An 18,978-nucleotide genomic window follows, 5' to 3' on the forward strand; every position below is an offset into this window, starting at 1 on the left:
TTCAGGGCGGCTGTGTCCAGCTCATATGGCGTTGGCACCGCTGCGGGAGTACTGCTATCTTGCGTCGCCCGTGGCGGACCCCCATAGAAAGGGGTCTTCCTTGCTGATCCTGTAGAAGAGCTTTTGACCGTGACCTCAGACGCCCCCCGCCTTTCCGACAGCCTGCCGACCGTTCCACCGGTTCCCGATGATGCGTTCAGTGCCGCCGAACGGGATGTGATCCTGACCTCGGCGCGCAACACGCTGGCTCTCGAGGCCACGGCGCTGACCACCATGGCCGCTGAACTGGGGCGGGAGTTCCTTGCCGCGCTGGCGCTGATGGAGCGGGCGCAGGGACGGGTGGTGGTGTCCGGGATGGGGAAATCCGGTCATATCGGCACCAAAATTGCGGCAACGCTGGCCTCGACCGGGACGCCGTCGTTCTTTGTCCATCCCGCCGAAGCCAGCCATGGCGATCTGGGGATGGTGACCACACAGGACGTGGTGCTGGCGATCTCCAACTCGGGGGAAACCAGCGAACTGTCGGACATTATTGCCTTTACCCGCCGCTTTGCCATTCCGCTGGTGGCGATCACCAGCCGGGCAGGCAGCACGCTGGCGCAGGCGGCGGATGTGGCGCTGGTGTTGCCGGCGGTGGCCGAAGCCTGTCCGCACGGTTTGGCCCCGACCACCTCGACCACGGCAACGCTGGCTCTGGGTGATGCGCTGGCGGTGGCGTTGCTGGAACGGCGCGGCTTTTCGGCATCGGATTTCCGCCTGTTCCATCCCGGTGGCAAGCTGGGCAAGCGCCTGCAAAAGGTCGCCGACCTGATGCATGGGGCCGAGGCTCTGCCCCTGTGCGCGCCGACGGTGACGATGGCCGAAGCCCTGCTGGTAATGACCAGCAAGAGTTTCGGTTGCGTCGGGGTGGTGGAAAACGATCAACTGGTCGGGATCATCACCGATGGCGATTTGCGCCGCCATATGGCCCCGGACCTGCCGGGAAAGGCGGTGGGGGCGGTGATGACGCGCGGGCCGAAATCGGTCACACCAACGTTGATGGCTGCCGAAGCCCTGCACATCATGAATGCGTCCAAGGTAACCAGCCTGTTCGTGGTTGAGAATGGCAAGCCGGTTGGTATCCTGCATATTCATGATTTGCTGCGGGCTGGCCTTGTATGAAAAAAAACATCCCCCGTTCCGAGCCGACCGTCACGCGGCCTGTGCCGCCTGACGCTGCTGCCCTGACCCCGGAAACGGTGTCGGAGCCGCAGCTGTTGGTTGCCCGGGAAGAGGGACTGGCTGGCCGCACATCACCGGGTGTTCAGCGGATCACTGTCGACATCAAAAGCGGCGCGGACGCCGGGGGCGGCCGGTCGTGGTCGGGGCGTTACAGTCGTTTTGTGTCGCTGGCCAAGGTGGTGTTTCCGGCGACGGCGGTGGTCTTGACGGCGGCGGTGGTGCTGTGGCCGCAGATGCAAAAGGTTGGCGAAGAGGCCTTTGCCATTACCTTTGCCAACGTTGGTGATCAGGTGCGGGAAAGCCAGCAGCTGGTCAATGCGCGCTATTACGGCAGCGATGATCAGCGACAGGCCTATTCCGTTACCGCCGATCTGGCCGAAGAAACAGCGCCGGGGTCGCGGGTGGTCGAGCTGTCGCATCCGCAGGCGGACATGACCCTGAAAGACGGTGCATGGCTGATGCTGGGGGCCAATAGCGGACTGTTTTATCAGGAAAAGAACGTTCTGACCCTGAGCGGAAACGTCAGCCTGTACCACGACGGCGGCTATGAAATGCATACCGAGGGGGCCGAAATCCTGCTGCGCGACGGCATCGCGCAAGGATCCCGGCAGGTCAGCGGACAAGGACCGTTCGGGTCGCTGGATGGCGAAGGCTTTATCGTCAATCAGAAAGAGCGCACCGTGCAGGTGACTGGCAAGTCCCGCCTGTTGTTGCGGGGTGGCGAGGAAACCGAGGCTGTACCGGTTGCTCCGGTCCCCCCCGCTGCCAAGGCAAAAGGGTCTTCGTCGGGGCACAAGGGCAATGACAAGGCGGCAGGGAAGAAACAATGAGCGGGAAAAACTCCAGACTCGCATGGACCACAGCGATGCTGCTGGGGGCCGCGGTCATCGGCTGGTCGGTGAGCGGTGGTGCGGCCGGGCTGGACATGGGCGGCGAGTCCGGCAACGGGCCGATCGAAGTGCTGGCCGATAACGGCATCGAGTGGCAGCAAGGTCAGCAACGCTTTATCGCCCGTGGCAACGCGGTGGCATCGCGCAATGGGGTTTCGGTCTATGCCGACGAGCTGATCGCCTATTACCGCTCGGGCGGTGACGCTGCTCCGGCGGCCCCCGCCACAGCCTCCGGGGCAGACGCTCCGATGGGGGCGGGCAGCAACATCACCCGTATCGAAGCCAACGGGTCGGTGCGGATCGTCTCGGCGACCGAAACGGCCAGCGGCTCGCAGGCCACCTATAATGTCGACAGCGGCAAAATGGTGCTGACCAACGCCCATGGACCGGTGACGCTGGTGACGCCCAAGGAAACGATCACCGCCCGTGATGCGCTGGAATATGATGTGCGGACCCAGATTGCGGTTGCCCGTGGCAAGGCCCAGATGGTGCAGGGAACCCGCACCCTGAATGCCGATCTGCTGACCGCCCACATGACGCAAACCAACGGAAAAACCGAGCTTGAAACCGTTGATGCGACTGGAGGGGTTGTCATTGCAACCGATAAGGAAACGGCACGCGGATCGCAAGGCAAATACAATGCCAAAACAGGTATCGCAACCCTGACCGGTTCGGTTACACTGACGCGCGGCGACAGTGTCCTGAATGGCGGGGTCGCGACTGTGAACATGAAAACCGGTATCAGCACTCTGACTGGCGGCGGGGCCGAAGGCGGCAAGGCACGGGCGATTATCGCCCCGAACAAAATTCCTGCCGCACAATAGGCCGCGCAATAGGCCGAATGGCAAATGTCATCGGGCCATCGGCTGTGGTACAGCAGTGTTGGTAACCCAACAATGGTATAAGCAGACCGATGAGTGCTCTTTCACCCGATACGTCCGTGCCTGCACCCGGCGACCCGGCTGTTGCCAGCCCCCGCGACGGTCTTGAAAATGCAGGCAGCGGGTTGAAAGTGAAGAACATCGGTAAACGCTATAAGCGCCGTCCAGTGTTGCGTGATGTGTCCCTGTCCGTTCGGCGGGGCGAAGCCGTTGGTCTGCTGGGCCCCAATGGAGCCGGGAAGACCACCTGCTTTTACTGCGTGACCGGCCTTATCACCCCCGATGCCGGCAGTATTGAGCTGGACGGCAGCAACATCACCGAATTGCCGATGTACCGCCGTGCCCGCCTGGGCATTGGCTATCTGCCACAGGAAGCCTCGATTTTCCGTGGTATGACCGTCGAAGGCAACCTGATGGCGGTGCTGGAGGTGGCCGAGCCGCAGGCCGACCGCCGCGAGTCCTTGCTGGAAGAACTGTTGGCCGAATTTTCCATCAGTCACCTGCGTCATGCCTCTGCTCTGGCGCTGTCCGGTGGGGAACGGCGACGGGTGGAAATCGCCCGCGCGTTGGCCTCCAGCCCGCATTTCATTCTGCTTGATGAGCCGCTGGCCGGGATTGACCCGATTGCGGTGGGGGAAATCCGCGACCTGGTGGCCCACCTGAAAGACCGGGGGCTGGGGGTGTTGATCACTGATCATAACGTGCGGGAAACCCTCGACATTATCGACCGCGCCTACATCCTGCATGACGGGACGGTGATGATGGAAGGAACGCCGGACGAGATCGTCGCCCACGAAGGCGTGCGGCGTGTTTATCTCGGCGAAAAATTCAGCCTGTAGCCCCGACCCGGAGACCGCGATCATGGCCATGCAGCCCCGGCTCGACCTGCGACAGACGCAATCTCTGGTGATGACGCCGCAACTTCAGCAGGCGATCAAGCTGTTGCAGTTGTCGAACATCGAACTCAGCGCCTATGTCGAACAGGAACTGGAGCGGAACCCGCTGCTGGAGCGCAGCGAGAACGGGCCGGATGTGGCGCCGGTTGAGAGCCTGCCGGAAGTACGACGGGATGCTGACAGCCTGCTGTTCGACAGCCCCGATGGCAGCCGGGCCGAGGCTCCGCTGGATATCGAGGTCAACAACAGCTTTGATGAAGGCAGCCCGATGGAAGGGCCGTCCTATGATCCCGATGACCTGACCGCCTGGCAGCGCAATGACAGTGGCGGCGGCGGATTTGACAGTGACGATCGTTCGTTCGAGGAAACCCTGGCCGAACAGACCAGCCTGCGCGATCACCTGTTGTCGCAGATGGGGGTCGATCTGGCCGCCCCGGCAGAACGGATGATTGGTTTGGCCCTGATTGACAGTCTGGATGATGCCGGATACCTGCGGGCTGACCTGGCGGAACTGGCCGATGGGCTGGGGACGACGCCTGATCATGTCGAACGGGTGTTGGTCAAGCTGCAACGGTTTGATCCGGCAGGACTGTTTGCCCGCTCGTTACAGGAATGCCTGGCACTTCAGCTCAAAGACCGCAACCGCTATGATCCGGCGATGGAGGCCCTGCTGGCCAACCTCGACATGGTGGCGCGGCGGGACTTCACCGGTCTGTTGAAGGTCTGCGGGGTTGATAACGAAGACCTGCAAGAGATGATCGCCGAATTGCGGACGCTGGACCCCAAGCCAGCGCAGCAATTTGATGGGCAATCGGCGCAGCCGGTGACGCCTGATGTCCTGATGCGCGTCAATCCGGAAGGCGGCTGGATCGTCGAGCTGAATCCCGAAACCCTGCCGCGGGTGCTGGTCAATAATCGTTATTACGCCAAGGTGTCGCGGTCGGCGCGCAGCAAGGACGACAAGGCGTTCATCAACGAGAACTTCCAGACCGCGTCGTGGCTGGTGAAGTCGCTTGATCAGCGGGCAACCACCATCCTGAAAGTGTCGAGCGAACTGGTCCGTCAGCAGCATGGCTTTTTCGAGCGTGGGATTCAGGGGCTCAGGCCACTGATTTTACGCGATATTGCTGCTGCGATTGAAATGCATGAAAGCACGGTCAGTCGCGTTACCTCGAACAAGTACATTGCCACCCCACGCGGGATTTTTGAGCTGAAGTATTTCTTCACCCAGGCCATTGCCGGGGCTGATGGGGCTGATGCCCATTCCGCCGAGGCGGTCCGGCACCGGATCAAAAGTCTGATCGACGCCGAGCCGCCAGCCAAAATCCTGTCTGATGATGCCATCGTCGATATCCTGAAAAAGGATGGAATCGATATTGCCCGGCGGACGGTGGCAAAGTATCGCGAAGGGATGAAAATTCCCTCCTCTGTTCAACGGCGGCGCGAAAAGTCGTTGATGCGGTGACGCCTGCCCGGACAAAAGGGGCCACCGTTTTTCCAGCAAGACAAATCTGGACATCAGGGAGTGGAGTCCGGGCGTTTCTGTTCCCATCTGTTAGAGCAGTGAGCGCAAAAGTGGGAACCGGTTTTGCGCACCATACACTGCGGCAAAGAAAAATTAGACCAGTGTGCCTGCGTCAGAGTTAACGCACACTGGTCCAGAGCAGTGAGCGCAAAAGTGGGAAGCGGTTTTGCGCACCATCACTGCGGCAAAGAAAAATTAAACCAGTGTGCCTGCGTCACACTCAACGCACCCTGGTCCAGGGTGAGAGCATGCACCGGCCGGACCGGTTCCTTCGGAGGGCTTTTGCTTCGCGTTGGGACCATGGTAGAATGGTCGGATTGGTAACCGTTTCTTGACTTGCCCCAGTGTCGCCCATATGGTGCGCCCCTCGTTACGGGATGCGCGAAACCGTACACGGGTTTGGGGAATGCGCTGCAAAGACTGCGCGGCGTCAGCACAGGAAACGCCAGACCCCTGAGACCCCGAGGCATGGCAAACCTCGGGAGACACCAGGCCTCGAACGGCAGGGCGCGCCAGTGGGCGCTGCCGCCAGACGGATCAAGGTAGGAGGGTGAAACCCCCATGAGCGCACGACAGCTTAAGGCGTTCTATCGCTGTTGACCTTCTGAAAAAGAAACTGCACAAAACCGGTTTCTGTCCCTGTCCGGGCCGGATGCTGGTGGGTGGGTCTTGTCGAGATCGTTCCGCAAGGCCCTTGTTAAGAATGAGAGTCGGACCGGTTGCCCCGTGACGCGACCTGTCCGCACATAAAGCCAAAGAGGGCTAAGACATGGATATCACCAGCCTCATCAGCCCCGAGAGCGTGGTGCCCAGCCTGAAAGCAACCAGCAAAAAGCAGGCGCTGCAAGAGCTGGCAAAATATGCCGCGACGCTGACCGGGTTGCATGAACGGGCGGTCTTTGACGTTCTGCTGGAACGCGAACGTCTGGGCAGCACCGGGGTCGGCAATGGTATCGGCATTCCCCATGGCAAGCTGCCGCAGTTGACCCGCCTTTACGGGGTGTTTGCCCGTCTGGATCGCCCGATCGAATTCGAGGCGATTGATGATCAGCCGGTGGACCTGATTTTCCTGCTGCTGGCGCCGGAAAGTGCCGGGGCTGATCATCTGAAGGCGCTGGCACGGGTGTCCCGCCTGCTGCGCGACAAGAGCATGTGTGAAAAATTGCGGGCAACCTCAACGGCCGATGGCCTGTATGCCCTGCTGGTTGCCAGTGAGGCGCAGGCCGCCTGATCCTGTATGTCTCCGCAGTGCGTTAGAGCGTTGTGCGAAAAGTGATTCCGGTTTTCGCAAAAACAATGCGGCACTCCAAAAGGTTAGACCAGTGTGCCTGCGTCAGATTCAACGCACGCTGGTCTAACATCATTAACGTAAGACGTGTGATCATCGTGCCGGCTGCGGATTTAAGGCATGATGGTCTGCTGTCCTGTTATGCTACGATAATCAACAGGATTGAAGCACGGGACGCAGAATGCAGCAATCAGACAGCAACCGCCGGGTGATTCGGGAGTGGCACAAGATCAGCCTCTCTGTGGTGGCGGGTTTGCTGGCCATGGGGCTGCTGCTCCTTGCCGACATGCCCGAGCGTGCGCTGCGGCAGGCGTCGGAACGGCTGGACATGCTGGGGAAAGCCAGCTCGCTGCGTGCCCGTCTTGAAAGCCAGCTCAATGAACACCTGCGCATCACCGAAGCCCTTGCCGGTCTGATGTCCGTTCGTGGAGAGCTGGGAGACGAGGAATTCCGGGCGGTGGCTGCCGCCTTGCAGCGGCAGGCACCAGCGATGCGCAATCTGGGGGTCACCAGCGGGACCACCATCCGGCAGGTCTATCCGCTGGAAGGCAATCAGGCGATTGTCGGGGTGCGCTATCAGGATTTACCCACCCAGTGGCCGCAGGTCGAACAGGCAATCCGGGAACGCTCGTCAATTCTGGCCGGGCCGGTGCGGCTGGTGCAGGGCGGGAACGGGCTGATCGAACGGACGCCGGTCTTTGCACAGGATGACCAGCGTTTTCTGGGGCTGGTTTCGCTGGTCCTGAATTCTGATGAGCTGTTCCGCCTGTCCGGCCTGCTCGAAGATCCGACCATGGATATCGCGCTGGCGCGGGCCATCCCCCTGTCGGCCACCAGTCAGGGGCTGGAGACCTTTTACGGTCGGGCCGGGCTGGTGGACGAACAGCCGATCATCCTGCCCATCCGCATGTTGGGGGCCGAATGGCAGATGCTGGCGGTACCTCGCGGTGGCTGGGAAGCCCAGCGGATATTCCATCCCCTGCGGTTGGTGGTTCAGGCAGCCCTTGCCCTGTTGATCATGTTTGGCAGCTTTGCTCTGCTGGGACATGTCCAGCGGTTGCGTCTGGCCCTGAGGGACATTGCCGCCAAGGAACACCGTCTGAAGACCGCCCAGAGTGTGGCGCGGATGGGTGATATGGAATGGGCCGCCGCCAGTCGGGAAATGCAGTGTTCGGAACAACTGTACGCCATTCTCGGAATGCCGCCGGAATCCGGGCCCTTGCGAACCGAGGATTTTTGGCGGGCTGTTCATGCCGACGATCAGGACGCACTGGCGGCGACCCTGCAACAGGTGCTGCAGAATGGCTCCACCGCTTCGATTACGGTGCGTCTGTGGACCACCGAAGGCGAACTGTGCTGGGCGCAGATGAATCTGCAACGGATGCCGGGAAACCGGTTGTTCGCTACCCTGACCGATGTCACCGTCCGCCAGCGTGAGGACGAGGAGCGGCGGCGGATGCTGACGCGCCTGCGGCGATCGAATGAGGATCTGGAGCAATTCACCTGGATCGCCTCGCATCACCTGCAAGAGCCGTTGCGGATGATTGGCAGCTATCTGCAACTGCTGGAACGGCGGTATCAGGATCGTCTTGATGACGACGCTCTTGCCTTTATCGACTTTGCCGCCAAGGGAGCCCAGCGCCTGCAAAACCTGCTGATTGACCTGCTGGCCTATACCCGACTGACAGCCGAGCAGGGGCTTCCGGAAACGGTGGATACAGCGGCGGTGGTCGAACAGGTTCGCCTTGGTTTGGCCGGGGCGCTGGAACTGGCCGGAGCGGATCTTGAAATAGGGTTTTTGCCGCCGGTTATTGGCTGGCGGGATCAGTTGGCGGCAGTGTTCCAGCACCTGATCAGCAATGCGATCCAGTATCGTGCCTTTAATCGGCCCTTGCAGATCAGGATTGCGGCCGAAAAGCAGGGGCAGTTGTGGGAATTCCGCGTCGCCGATAACGGCACCGGCATTGATCCCCTGTTCCACGGACAGATTTTCAAGATCTTCCGCCGACTGAGCAATGACTATGAGGGGCACGGAACAGGGATGGGGCTGGCCTTGTGCCTGCGGGTGGTCGAGCATCACGGCGGGACATTGCAGGTCGAGTCTCAGGTTGATCAGGGTGCAACCTTCATTTTTACCTTGCCCGGAAGCGGTCGGCAGACGCAGGCCCTGTGAGGGAGAGTTGTTTTGATTGGTTCTAAGATGCAACTCTGGACAAGTGGCCCGAATCGCACTATATTTGTTGGGTACTTTGATTTTCTTCCTCCCCCCGTTGCCGTCCTTTGATGGAGAGCCGCCATGTTTGCCGACAACACACTGACCCCGCGCGAAGCGGTGCGCCTGTGCGCCCTCGGCACCATTGCCCAGGGGCCGCTGCGCTATAGCGATCTGGCATCGTCGATCCGGCATTTCATCACCCGCCTCAGTGGCCCGTCGCTCGACCTGATGGGGTCGTCGATCGAGTTGCTGCGCTATGAGGGGCTGGTGGATGCCGTGGACGGGCTGGGCATGGAAGACAACGCCCTGCTGCAGATCACCGAGGCAGGCAGCGAGGCGTTCCGCAACCTGATGACTGCGCCGTTGCGTCCGGCCAGCGACCTGTCAAAGCTGATCACTGCCCTGAAGTTCCGCTTCCTGCATCTGCTGTCCCGGCAGGACCAGATGGATCAGGTGGACCTGCTGATCGATACCTCGGAAACCGGCCTCAACCGTCTGGTCGACCTGCGCCGTCACATGGATGGCGAGCCGGGTTATATGGCGGCGTGGCTGGATGATGAAATCGCCCGCGCTGAACAGCGTCTGGCGTGGCTGGAAGACCTGCGCACCAAGGTCGGCGCATAAGCTGTTCCGCCTTTGAAACGACAACAGGCCGCCGTCTATCGCGGGTGCGATCAACGGCGGCCTGTTTCTTTGTGCAGGGGTCCCATCCGCAGCCCTTAGAGCAGCGTGCGTTAAACCGGACGCAGGCGCGCTGCTCTAACCTTTTGTTCTGTCGCATTGTTGTTGCGAGAACCGGTTCCCACTTTTCGTACAATGCTCTAGAGGGCGCGGCTGATCACCAGTCGCTGGATTTCACTGGTGCCCTCGTAAATCTGGCAGACGCGGACATCACGATAGATGCGCTCGACCGGGAAGTCGGCCAGATAGCCATAGCCGCCGTGAATCTGGATTGCTGCCGAACAGACCTTTTCTGCCATTTCCGAGGCGAACAGCTTGGCCATCGAGGCTTCGGTCAGGCAGGGCTGTCCGGCATCGCGCAGGCGAGCGGCATAGTGGACCATTTGGCGGGCGGCGTGCAGTTGGGTGGCCATGTCGGCCAGTTTGAAGGCAATCGCCTGATGCTGGATGATCGGCTTGCCAAAGGTCTCCCGCTCGCGGGCATAGGACAGGGCGGCTTCGTAGGCCGCGCGCGCCATGCCGACCGCTTGCGCGGCGATGCCGATCCGGCCACCTTCCAGATTGGCCAGCGCGATCTTGTAGCCTTCGCCCTCGGCCCCCAGCATCAGCTCTGCGGGCAGACGCAGGTCTTCAAAGGCAATCTGACAGGTGTCCGAGGCATGTTGCCCCAGCTTGTCCTCGATCCGCACCACCTGATAGCCGGGGGTGTCGGTGGGGATGATGAAGGCCGAGATGCCCTTTTTGCCTGCCTCCGGGTTGGTGACGGCAAAGGCAATGATCACGTTGGCGGACTTGCCCGAGGTGATGAACTGCTTGGAGCCGTTCAGCACCCAGTGGTCGCCATCGCGGCGGGCGCGGGTCTTCAGCGCCGAGGCGTCCGAGCCGACATGCGGTTCGGTGAGGGCAAAGCCGCCGAGCATCTGGCCGCTGGCCAGCGGGATCAGAAAGCGGTGCCGTTGCGCATCGCTGCCGTACTTCAGGATCGGTGCGCAGCCCACCGAGTTGTGGACGCTCATGATGGTCGATACCGCGCCGTCACCGGCTGCGATTTCTTCCAGTGCCAGCACGTAAGACAGATAATCGGTTCCGGCTCCGCCCCACTGGTCGGGCACGACCATCCCCATGAACCCCAGCTCGCCCATGGCGGCGATAGCCTCGGTGGGGAAGCGGTGCTCGCGGCTCCACTGTTCGGCGTGGGGTTTCAGGTGATCGCGGGCGAACTGCGCGGCGGTATCACGAATCAGGATTTGCTCTTCGGTCAGGATCATGGCCGTAGGCTCCCTTACTTGGCGGGCATGCGGATGGCACCATCAAGGCGGATCACTTCGCCGTTCAGATAGCCATTCTCGACCATGTGCTGCGCCAGGGCGGCGTATTCCGCCGGTTTGCCCATCCGGGGCGGGAATGGCACCATCGCGTTGAGGGTGTCCTTCACCTCGTCGGGCATGCCTTCCATCATCGGAGTAGCGAAAATGCCCGGCGCGATGGTCAGCACGCGAATCCCCGAACCGGCCAGTTCACGGGCAATCGGCAGGGTCATCCCGGCCACCCCGGCTTTCGAGGCGGCATAGGCGGCCTGCCCGATCTGGCCGTCAAAGGCGGCGATCGACGCGGTGTTGATGATCACCCCGCGTTCGCCGCCGTCGTTGGGGCTGTTGTTGACCATCACCGCAGCCGCCAGACGCAGCATGTTGAAGGTGCCAATCAGGTTGATCGATACCGCGCGGGCAAAGCTGTCCAGACGATGGGGGCCCTTGCGGCCCACCACTTTTTCACCGGGAGCAATACCGGCGCAGTTGACCAGCCCGTGGATGGTGCCAAAGGTGGCAACGGCGGTATCGATCACCCGCTGGGCATCGGCTTCGCTGGTGACGTCGGCGGTCACCGGCAACAGGGCTGCGGTGGGCGTTTCTGCGGTGATCTGATTGACCTGAGCGGCCAGGGCATCGGCGTTCAGGTCAATCAGCACCACCTTTGCCCCGGCCCTGGCAAAGACTGTGGCGGTAATGGCTCCCAATCCGGACCCGGCACCGGTGATCAAAAAGACGGAGTTCAAAAGGTTCATCGGTTTGTTCCACGTGAGACGGGGGGAGACAGGGAGGAGGAGAATTAGGCGTTGTCGCTTTCCTGCTTGCGCAGCAGGAAGCGTTGAATCTTGCCGCTGGGGGTCTTGGGCAGCTCGTCGACGAACACCAGTTCGCGCGGATAGGCGTGGGCGGCCAGACGGTTGCGCACCCACAGGCGCAGCTCTTCGGCCAGCTCGTCGGTGCCGTCATAGCCCTTTTTCAGCACCACAAAGGCTTTGACGATCTCGGTCCGCTCGGGGTCGGGCTTGCCGATCACCGCCGTTTCCGCTACCGATTTGTGTTCGATCAGGGCACTTTCGACATCGAACGGGCCGATGCGATAGCCGGACGAGGTGATGATGTCATCGGACCGGCCGACAAAGCTGATCGAGCCGTCTTCGTTCCATTCCACCGTGTCGCCGGTCAGATAATAGTCGTCACGGAATGCCTTGGTGCCCTGCTGCCAATAGCCCTGGAACCAGAAGCCCGGCGACTGCGAGCGGACAACGGCCAGAATGCCCGGCTGGTGCGGCGGCAACGGTTGCAGTGTGTCTTCGTCGATCACCGCGATGGTGAAGCCGGGCAACGGCAGGCCAGCGGATCCGGCTTCGACCGGGTGGGCAAGGGCGTGATGGTTACAGACCGCCATCCCCATTTCGGTCTGGCCATAATGGTCATGGATCGGCGCGGAAAGCGCCTGATCGAACCAGCGGATCACTTCCGGGTTCAGCGGCTCGCCTGCCGAAGAGACCACCCGCAGCTTGCCCTTGATCGCTGCGGCGGCCTCGGCTCCGGCCCCCATCAGCAGGCGGTAGGCGGTGGGTGCGCCAGCCAGATTGGTGATGCCGTGCTGCTGGATCAGGCGATAGGTCGATTCGACGGTGAACGGGCCATCGTAGAAAGTGGTGGCGTGCCCCATCAGCAGCGGGCCAGTGACGGCGTAATACAGGCCATAGGCCCAACCCGGATCGGCAATGTTCCAGAAGCGGTCGGAACTGCGCAGATCGACGGAAAAACGCATGTACTCGTAAAAGGCCACCAGCGCCTGTAACGGCACCGCCACACCCTTGGGCAGGCCGGTGGTGCCGGAGGTGAACATCATCAAAAAGGCATCGCTGCCCTTGCGCAGAACCGGGGTGAACTGGTCCGGAGCCGCCGCCATCGCTGCCGCCAGATCAATGTCGCCATCGCGCGGTGCGCCAAGGGTGGCAACCGGCGGGCAGTCGTGGACATCATCCAGCTTGGGGCGGTTGGTGGCGTCGGTGACGATCAGCTTGGCGGCACTGCCGAGACAGCGGTGCTCGATGGCCTTGGGACCAAAGGCGGTGAACAGCGGCTGATAGACAGCGCCCGCCCGCCATGTACCAAGGATTACCGTCAGCAGGTCGGGGATGCGCGGCAGCAGCCCGGCCACCCGGTCGCCGGGCTTGATGCCGTGGGCGGTCAGGATGTTGGCAAAGCGGGCACTGCGGCGGCTGAGTTCGGCAAAGGTGACGGTTTCACGGGCACCGTCCTTGTTTTCCCATTCCAGAGCCACCCGCGCCGGGTCGGTGGCATGGCGGTCACAGCATTCGATGCAGGCGTTCAGGCCGTCGCTCAGGCTGCCGCTCAACACCTCGGCGGCCAGCGCCTGAAAGTCGAAATCGGCCAGATAGCGATCATAGGAGGGCAGGGTGTCGGCCTGCAGGCCGGGCGCAACTGGGAGGCTCATGCGGACAGTTCCTCGTTGATAGCGGTATGACGCTGGTCCCGGATGGTGACGCGATCGGGGCGGCCCATCCGTGGTGTTTGGTGTCCTCAGGGTAAAAAGCGCCGGGCAGGCTGTCGATGACGGGAGCAGTCATATGAAGTGATCGTTTTTGCCATGTTTTGCTGCTTGTGGCAGACTGATCCCCACAAAAACGGGGAAGAGCTGTCAGGCGATGATCGAAAAAGGCACCATTGCCCCCTGCTTCGTGCGGGCGGCTGTTCAGGGGATGGTGGATCAGGGGCTTGATCCTGATCCCCTGCTGAAAAAGGCCGGAATTGACCCCGACGCCGTGCGGAGCGGAACGTCGCGGATACCGCCATCGGCCTATAGTGCGATGCTGAAGCTGGTGGCGCAGGTTCTGGATGACGAGCTGTTCGGTCAGGACAGTCGCCGGATGAAAGTGGGTTCCTTTGCCATGTTGTGCCGGCTGGTGATTCACGCGCCGACGCTGGAAAAGGCGCTGACCCTGATCTGTCGGTTCTTTGGTCTGGTGCTGGATGATGTGGTGATCACTCTGGCTCGCGGGGCTGGTGCGGGCCGGGGCGAGCGGCTGGCCCGTCTGGAATTTGCCACCCCGTTTGCGGGCCGCCCCCGCCATGTGTTTGGCATCGAGGCGCTGTTGACTTTCATTCACGGGTTGGCCTGCTGGCTGGTGCGACGGCGGATTGCCATTGTGCAGGCGGATTTCAGCTATCCGATGCCGGAATACGCAAGTGAATATACCGTTCTGTATAGTTCAAGGGTGCGCTTTCAGCAGCCGGTGACGGCGCTGGCTTTTGACGCCGCGCTGCTGGCCCTACCGGTGCGGCAGAGCGAGCGGACGCTGAAAACGTTTCTCGCCGAAGCCCCCGAGAACATGCTGGTGAAGTACAAGAACATCACCAGCGAAGCCGGGCGGGTCCGCCGGGTGCTGCGGCGGTTGCCGCCGACCGACTGGCCGGGGTTTGAGGATATCGCCGCCCATCTGGGGGTGCCTGCCTCGACCCTGCGCCGTCACCTGCACCGCGACGGCACCTCTTACCAGCAGATCAAGGATGATGTGCGGCATCATCTGGCGCTGCTGTGGCTGGCCGAGGGCAGCCGGGGGGTGGCTGATGTGGCGGCTGATCTGGGCTATGCCGAACCCAGCGCCTTTCATCGCGCCTTTCGCAAATGGACCGGCAGCCGTCCCGGTGTGTATCGCCGTCAGGGGCGGGGTGTGGAGCCTTGAAGGCTGGCAAAGCGTTGGACCTGTCCGCCGTCCTGATGTACCTCTTATACAGAGAACGCGCATTCTCTTGCTGCTGCTTCTACCGTTTGTCATGAATGCGGCAGCGTCGGGTGATCAGGCCATGCCGGTGAGCCATTCTGACCTGCCATGCTGACGGGAAGGCTTGACAGGCAGGCTGTCCTGACGACAGTTAGCGCCCCGGATGGACTCCGGGACCCCTTCAGTTTCAAGGCACGTCGTGACGCACCGGTTTCATGCGGCAGGCTTTGGGTTTTTATTGTGTCGTATCGGTTTTGCGAACCCCGGTGGTCTTGTTCGCGCGATACCCTAAGGCGGATCAGGAGGCGGCAGTACCATGCAGGTCGGCGTCGAGATGGGATGTTTGCCGGGTGGGTCCACTCCGGTCCTGCTCGATCTCGAGGAATTGCTGGCAACGCGCCTGTTGGTGCAAGGCAACTCGGGGTCGGGGAAATCACACTTGCTGCGGCGCTTGCTGGAACAAAGCGCGCCGTGGGTGCAGCAGTTGGTGATCGACCCGGAAGGCGACTTTGTCTCACTGGCCGAGCTGTTCGGTCATGTGGTGATCGACGCCGCCGACCACACCGAAACCGGCTTGCAACAGATTGCCTCCCGCATGCGGCAACACCGGGTGTCGGTGGTGCTGAATCTGGAAAATCAGGAAATCGACCGGCAAATGCGCTCGGCGGGGGCCTTTCTGAACGGGGCCTTTGATGCGCCGCGCGACTGGTGGTTTCCGACGCTGGTGGTGATCGACGAAGCGCAGATGTTTGCGCCAGCGGCGGCGGGTGATGTGTCGGAAGAGGCGCGCAAGGTGTCGCTGGGGGCGATGACCAACCTGATGTCGCGTGGTCGAAAGCGTGGTCTGGCCGGGGTGATCGCCACCCAGCGTCTGGCCAAGCTGGCGAAGAACGTCGCCGCCGAAGCCTCGAACTTTCTGATGGGCCGGACCTTCCTTGACATCGACATGTCGCGTGCGGCCGATCTGCTGGGGATGGAACGGCGACAGGCGGAAATGTTCCGCGATCTGGGGCGCGGCAATTTCGTCGCGTTGGGCCCGGCGCTGTCCCGCCGTCCGCTGAAGGTGCAGATTGGCGAGGTGGCCACCCACGCCCGCGCCACCAGCCCGACGTTGATCCCGTTGCCGGACAAGGCATCGGTCGGCGATGCCCGTGACCTGATCATGACCCCGGGCCCGGACGAGCCAACGCGCCTGTTGCCGATCCGGCGTTCCCCGATGAGCACCAGCGAAGTGCTGACCCAGCTGGTGAAGTCGGCGGAAGCCAAAGCGGCGCATCTGGCTGCCAATCCACCAACGCCGATTCCGCCGCCGCACGACCCGATCGAAGAGTATCACCACGATGTGCTGGCCGAAGCCGTCCCCGAAGACGCCCCGCCGCCGCCGGAAACCACCGCGCCGCAACGGACGCAGGGGGCGTTCTTTGACGAGGTGCTGAAAGAGGTGCTGGCTGACCCCGAAGCGGCGTTCCGCTCGCCTGCGGTGCTGTATCAGGATTTCCTGATGCGCTGCCGGGGCCACAGCGTCAATGGCCGGGCGCTGACCCTGCCCAGCTTCCGCCGTCGCCTGTCGGCGGTACGGGCCGGGATTCCGCTCGACAGCGGCAATGACCCGGAATGGCGCAAGGCACTGGCGGTGGCCGCAGACCTGCCCGACGATTTGCAGGCGATGTTCCTGCTGCTGGCACGGGCGGCGCTGGACGAAACCCCGTGCCCATCCGACGAAGATATCGCCCGCGCCCGTGGCAGCCGCTCGCCGCGTCGTGCCCGTGGCCTGCTGACCTATATGGAGGAACGCGGCCTGTTGCTGACCTCGGCGGACGTGTTCGGCAAGCGGGTGATCACCCTGCCGACGCTGGGCTGGCAGACGGCACCGGGCGACCCGAACGGGGGGCTGATGCCCAGTGCGGAGATGCAGGTCGTGGAAGAGGATGAGGCTGACGATGCCTCTGAAACCGGGGATGACGAGGGTGAGGCGGTGGACGATGACGCCTTCAGCGATGACTCCTTGAGTGATGGGGAGATGTCGGTGGACGAAGAGGTTCCCGGGCAGGCCGCCGAATAGGGTCAGTGTCCGGAATTGTGTGCGCTGCAACAACCGCAGTAGACAAATCGTTCCTGCTTGTTAAATTTTGCTCATCTGTCGGGCGAGGGGGCGCCAGAGGATCGGGGGGCTGCCTTGGGGCGGATTCCTGATGGGTCGCGTGCTCTCGTGCCGTCTTTCTTGATGCATGAGATTTTGATGAGCGATCATTCTCCTGTTTCCCCACGCCAGCCGCACGCGGTTGAAGTGACCATTGAAAAAGCCATCCTGCTGAGCCGCTGGGTCCAGTTGCCGCTGTTCCTCGGCCTGATTCCGGCAATGCTGGTGCTGGACTATGTGTTCTTTGAAGAGCTGTGGCATGGCATGACCGACCTGCACAGCGTGGCTGGTGGCGCTCCGATGTTGATCCTCGGTCTGCTGGATCTGGTGATGGTGGCCAATCTGGTGGTGATGGTGGCGATTTCGGGGTACGAGAACTTCGTTTCACCGATCGAAGCCGCCTCGCGCGGGGGCCTGCCCGGCTGGATTGGCCGCACGGGGGCTGGCACCCTGAAGGTCAAGCTGTCGGCCTCGGTGGTGGGCATTTCGCTGATCAAGCTGTTGCACACCTTCCTGCTGATGCAGCCGGGCGAAGAGAGCAAGGTGTGGCTGATGGTGGTGGTCCACATGGTGTTCGTGGTCTCGACCCTGCTGATTGCCGTGCTCGACAAGTACCTGATGACCCATGGTCACAGCGGCGAGTAACGACTGGTAACAGACCGGCGGTGTTCAGGCCCTTCAGACCGCAATCACCGGGGTCTTTTCGATCACGAACAGGGCGCGGCTGCTCCACAGACCGCTCAGGCGGCGGGGCAGCCAGCGGTCAGCGCTCAGCAGGGCGCGGACCAGTCCGGGGGTGGTGCGCTGTGACAGGGTGGCCCATTCGGCCAGCCCGCCGAACGGGGCGACCAGACTGACGCTGAGGGCCGGAGCGTGTGAGGCCAGCCCTTCGTTGCGGGTGACCAGGCAGGTGCGGGCGGTGGCGGCGTTGCCACGTTCGCGCTGTTCGGGCGGGCAGGCATCAAACCATGGGTCATAGCCGCTCCACACCCGTTGCTTGCTGCGCCATAGGTGGAACAGGCGTCCCATCAGCCCGGTCCATGGTTCGATCATCACCAACCGCCCGCCGGGCAGCAACACCCGTTCGACTTCCTGCAGCAACGCTGCCGGGCTGGGGCTGTGGCCGAGCACGTCCAGTCCGGTGATGCAGGCAAAGCTATTGGCAGGCAGCGGCAGGCGTTCAGGGTCGCACAGCAGCATCACCGGGTTGGCAGACTGTTCACTGAACAGACGATCACTGGTAAGGGCACCGGGACAGGCGGCGGCCAGTTCTCCGCGCCGATGCTCCAGAATCAGGGTCGAGCCATGCGGCATGGCGGCCAGTGCCTGACCAACCTGTTCTGCCATGAAGGCTGCGATGGCCGCATCATTGGGCACGCTCAGGCCCTCCCGTTGCCTCCGCCGTCTGCCGGGATATGCCAGCGGTCGGCGGCATCGTCGTCGCTGCTTTTGGCTTCGACCCACCGGCTGCTGCCATCGGCCCACTGTTCCTGTTTCCAGAACGGGGCCTTGGTTTTCAGCCAGTCCATCAGGAACTCACAGGCTTCAAAGGCTGCCCGGCGATGGGCGGAGGCGGTGGCGACAAAGACAATCTGTGCCCCGACCGGCAAGCGGCCATGGCGATGAATCAGGGTGATGGCCGACAAGGGCCAGCGGGCGGCCGCCTGATCGGCAATGGCGCGCAACTGCTTTTCGGTCATGCCGGGGTAGTGTTCCAGCGTCAGGGCGGCCAGTCCGTCGTCACCACGCACCAGCCCGATGAAGCTGGCGACAGCACCGGTCTGGCCATCTGTGGCATTCAGGGCAGCCAGTTCGGCACCGGCATCAAAATCATCGCTCTGGACCTTGATGGTCGGGGTGATGCTCATGCCGTCCTCAGCCTCCGGTGACGGGCGGGAAGAAGGCGACTTCGCGGGCATCTCCCAGCGGGCTGTCCAGACTGACATGCTCCTGATCAACCGCTGCCCGGATCACCGCCAGATCGGCCAGCGCTTCGGCATGGCCGGAGCTTTGCTCGCGCAGCCAGCAGGCCAGATCCCGGACGGTGTGCACGCCCGCAGGCGGCGAGACCTGCTCTTCGGCGCAGCCGGTCCTGCTTTTCAGCCATGCGAAATAAAGAACCTGCACCATCGTCGGGACGCTACCTTTGTTGTTGGAAACCGGGCGTGACGCTGTT

17 protein-coding genes are annotated in these 18,978 nt (G+C 62.4%); 11 read left to right on the plus strand and 6 right to left on the minus strand.

Annotated features, from left to right (window positions below):
- Nucleotides 1–162 precede the first annotated feature (162 nt).
- The 8 genes from BW995_RS06795 (at nt 163) to BW995_RS06830 (ending at nt 9,540) form a co-directional block, all read left to right on the plus strand.
- Nucleotides 163–1,161 (plus strand): KpsF/GutQ family sugar-phosphate isomerase, encoded by a 999-nt coding sequence (locus BW995_RS06795; RefSeq protein WP_076399648.1) that lies wholly within the window; start codon nt 163–165, stop codon nt 1,159–1,161.
- On the plus strand, nt 1,158–2,051 hold the full coding sequence (lptC, locus tag BW995_RS06800) for an LPS export ABC transporter periplasmic protein LptC (protein WP_076399406.1): 894 nt from the start codon (nt 1,158–1,160) through the stop codon (nt 2,049–2,051). The genes BW995_RS06795 and lptC overlap by 4 nt, the downstream gene beginning before the upstream one ends.
- 35 nt (nt 2,052–2,086) lie before the next feature.
- Nucleotides 2,087–2,935, plus strand: a complete 849-nt coding sequence (locus BW995_RS06805; RefSeq protein WP_175617005.1) for an LptA/OstA family protein — start codon at nt 2,087–2,089, stop codon at nt 2,933–2,935.
- Between the two features lie 89 nt (nt 2,936–3,024).
- Complete coding sequence (lptB, locus tag BW995_RS06810) at nt 3,025–3,831, plus strand: LPS export ABC transporter ATP-binding protein (protein WP_076399408.1); 807 nt, start codon at nt 3,025–3,027, stop codon at nt 3,829–3,831.
- Nucleotides 3,832–3,853: 22 nt separating this feature from the next.
- On the plus strand, nt 3,854–5,353 hold the full coding sequence (rpoN, locus tag BW995_RS06815; RefSeq protein WP_076399409.1) for an RNA polymerase factor sigma-54: 1,500 nt from the start codon (nt 3,854–3,856) through the stop codon (nt 5,351–5,353).
- Nucleotides 5,354–6,182: 829 nt separating this feature from the next.
- Nucleotides 6,183–6,644, plus strand: coding sequence for a PTS IIA-like nitrogen regulatory protein PtsN (gene ptsN, locus BW995_RS06820; RefSeq protein ID WP_076399410.1), 462 nt, complete (start codon nt 6,183–6,185; stop codon nt 6,642–6,644).
- Between the two features lie 238 nt (nt 6,645–6,882).
- Nucleotides 6,883–8,874 (plus strand): ATP-binding protein, encoded by a 1,992-nt coding sequence (locus tag BW995_RS06825; RefSeq protein WP_076399411.1) that lies wholly within the window; start codon nt 6,883–6,885, stop codon nt 8,872–8,874.
- Between the two features lie 123 nt (nt 8,875–8,997).
- Nucleotides 8,998–9,540 (plus strand): hypothetical protein, encoded by a 543-nt coding sequence (locus BW995_RS06830; RefSeq protein ID WP_076399412.1) that lies wholly within the window; start codon nt 8,998–9,000, stop codon nt 9,538–9,540.
- Nucleotides 9,541–9,737: 197 nt separating this feature from the next.
- Here the strand turns inward: BW995_RS06830 and BW995_RS06835 are convergent, their stop codons facing one another.
- The 3 genes from BW995_RS06835 to BW995_RS06845 are packed head-to-tail and all read right to left on the minus strand — an operon-like array spanning nt 9,738 to nt 13,374.
- Nucleotides 9,738–10,865, minus strand: coding sequence for an acyl-CoA dehydrogenase family protein (locus BW995_RS06835; protein WP_076399413.1), 1,128 nt, complete (start codon nt 10,863–10,865; stop codon nt 9,738–9,740).
- Nucleotides 10,866–10,879: 14 nt separating this feature from the next.
- Entirely contained in the window at nt 10,880–11,662 is a 783-nt protein-coding gene (locus BW995_RS06840) for a 3-hydroxyacyl-CoA dehydrogenase (protein ID WP_076399414.1), read from the minus strand.
- 44 nt (nt 11,663–11,706) lie between these two features.
- Nucleotides 11,707–13,374 carry an AMP-binding protein gene (locus BW995_RS06845; protein WP_076399415.1) on the minus strand — a complete coding sequence of 556 codons (1,668 nt, stop codon included), beginning with the start codon at nt 13,372–13,374 and terminating at the stop codon, nt 11,707–11,709.
- Between the two features lie 211 nt (nt 13,375–13,585).
- On the opposite strand from BW995_RS06845, the gene BW995_RS06850 reads away from it, so the two are divergent.
- The 3 genes from BW995_RS06850 (at nt 13,586) to BW995_RS06860 (ending at nt 17,447) form a co-directional block, all read left to right on the plus strand.
- On the plus strand, nt 13,586–14,623 hold the full coding sequence (locus BW995_RS06850) for an AraC family transcriptional regulator (protein ID WP_217696051.1): 1,038 nt from the start codon (nt 13,586–13,588) through the stop codon (nt 14,621–14,623).
- Nucleotides 14,624–14,978: 355 nt separating this feature from the next.
- Nucleotides 14,979–16,724 (plus strand): ATP-binding protein, encoded by a 1,746-nt coding sequence (locus BW995_RS06855; RefSeq protein ID WP_076399416.1) that lies wholly within the window; start codon nt 14,979–14,981, stop codon nt 16,722–16,724.
- 177 nt (nt 16,725–16,901) lie between these two features.
- Nucleotides 16,902–17,447 carry a YqhA family protein gene (locus tag BW995_RS06860; protein ID WP_076399417.1) on the plus strand — a complete coding sequence of 182 codons (546 nt, stop codon included), beginning with the start codon at nt 16,902–16,904 and terminating at the stop codon, nt 17,445–17,447.
- Nucleotides 17,448–17,480: 33 nt separating this feature from the next.
- Here BW995_RS06860 and BW995_RS06865 read toward each other — a convergent pair whose 3' ends face one another.
- Genes BW995_RS06865 through moaD form a run of 3 tightly spaced genes read right to left on the minus strand, consistent with a single transcriptional unit; the run spans nt 17,481 to nt 18,932 of the window.
- Nucleotides 17,481–18,179: a class I SAM-dependent methyltransferase gene (locus BW995_RS06865; RefSeq protein ID WP_076399418.1), complete on the minus strand. Its 699-nt coding sequence runs from the start codon at nt 18,177–18,179 to the stop codon at nt 17,481–17,483.
- A 2-nt stretch (nt 18,180–18,181) separates the two neighbouring features.
- Entirely contained in the window at nt 18,182–18,670 is a 489-nt protein-coding gene (locus BW995_RS06870) for a molybdenum cofactor biosynthesis protein MoaE (RefSeq protein WP_076399419.1), read from the minus strand.
- 7 nt (nt 18,671–18,677) lie between these two features.
- Nucleotides 18,678–18,932: a molybdopterin converting factor subunit 1 gene (gene moaD / locus BW995_RS06875; protein WP_322099113.1), complete on the minus strand. Its 255-nt coding sequence runs from the start codon at nt 18,930–18,932 to the stop codon at nt 18,678–18,680.
- Between the last annotated feature and the right edge of the window lie 46 nt (nt 18,933–18,978).

The organism is Insolitispirillum peregrinum, assembly GCF_900156605.1.
In the GTDB taxonomy this organism is placed as follows: Bacteria; Pseudomonadota; Alphaproteobacteria; order Rhodospirillales; family Rhodospirillaceae; genus Insolitispirillum; species Insolitispirillum peregrinum.

Coding starts and splice junctions, on each gene's coding strand:
- lptC (WP_076399406.1), top strand. CDS start 1,158: ATGAAAAAAAACATCCCCCGTTCCGAGCCGACCGTCACGCGGCCTGTG.
- BW995_RS06805 (WP_175617005.1), top strand. CDS start 2,087: ATGCTGCTGGGGGCCGCGGTCATCGGCTGGTCGGTGAGCGGTGGTGCG.
- lptB (WP_076399408.1), top strand. CDS start 3,025: ATGAGTGCTCTTTCACCCGATACGTCCGTGCCTGCACCCGGCGACCCG.
- rpoN (WP_076399409.1), top strand. CDS start 3,854: ATGGCCATGCAGCCCCGGCTCGACCTGCGACAGACGCAATCTCTGGTG.
- ptsN (WP_076399410.1), top strand. CDS start 6,183: ATGGATATCACCAGCCTCATCAGCCCCGAGAGCGTGGTGCCCAGCCTG.
- BW995_RS06825 (WP_076399411.1), top strand. CDS start 6,883: ATGCAGCAATCAGACAGCAACCGCCGGGTGATTCGGGAGTGGCACAAG.
- BW995_RS06830 (WP_076399412.1), top strand. CDS start 8,998: ATGTTTGCCGACAACACACTGACCCCGCGCGAAGCGGTGCGCCTGTGC.
- BW995_RS06835 (WP_076399413.1), bottom strand. CDS start 10,865: ATGATCCTGACCGAAGAGCAAATCCTGATTCGTGATACCGCCGCGCAG.
- BW995_RS06840 (WP_076399414.1), bottom strand. CDS start 11,662: ATGAACCTTTTGAACTCCGTCTTTTTGATCACCGGTGCCGGGTCCGGA.
- BW995_RS06845 (WP_076399415.1), bottom strand. CDS start 13,374: ATGAGCCTCCCAGTTGCGCCCGGCCTGCAGGCCGACACCCTGCCCTCC.
- BW995_RS06850 (WP_217696051.1), top strand. CDS start 13,586: ATGATCGAAAAAGGCACCATTGCCCCCTGCTTCGTGCGGGCGGCTGTT.
- BW995_RS06855 (WP_076399416.1), top strand. CDS start 14,979: ATGCAGGTCGGCGTCGAGATGGGATGTTTGCCGGGTGGGTCCACTCCG.
- BW995_RS06860 (WP_076399417.1), top strand. CDS start 16,902: ATGAGCGATCATTCTCCTGTTTCCCCACGCCAGCCGCACGCGGTTGAA.
- BW995_RS06870 (WP_076399419.1), bottom strand. CDS start 18,670: ATGAGCATCACCCCGACCATCAAGGTCCAGAGCGATGATTTTGATGCC.
- moaD (WP_322099113.1), bottom strand. CDS start 18,932: ATGGTGCAGGTTCTTTATTTCGCATGGCTGAAAAGCAGGACCGGCTGC.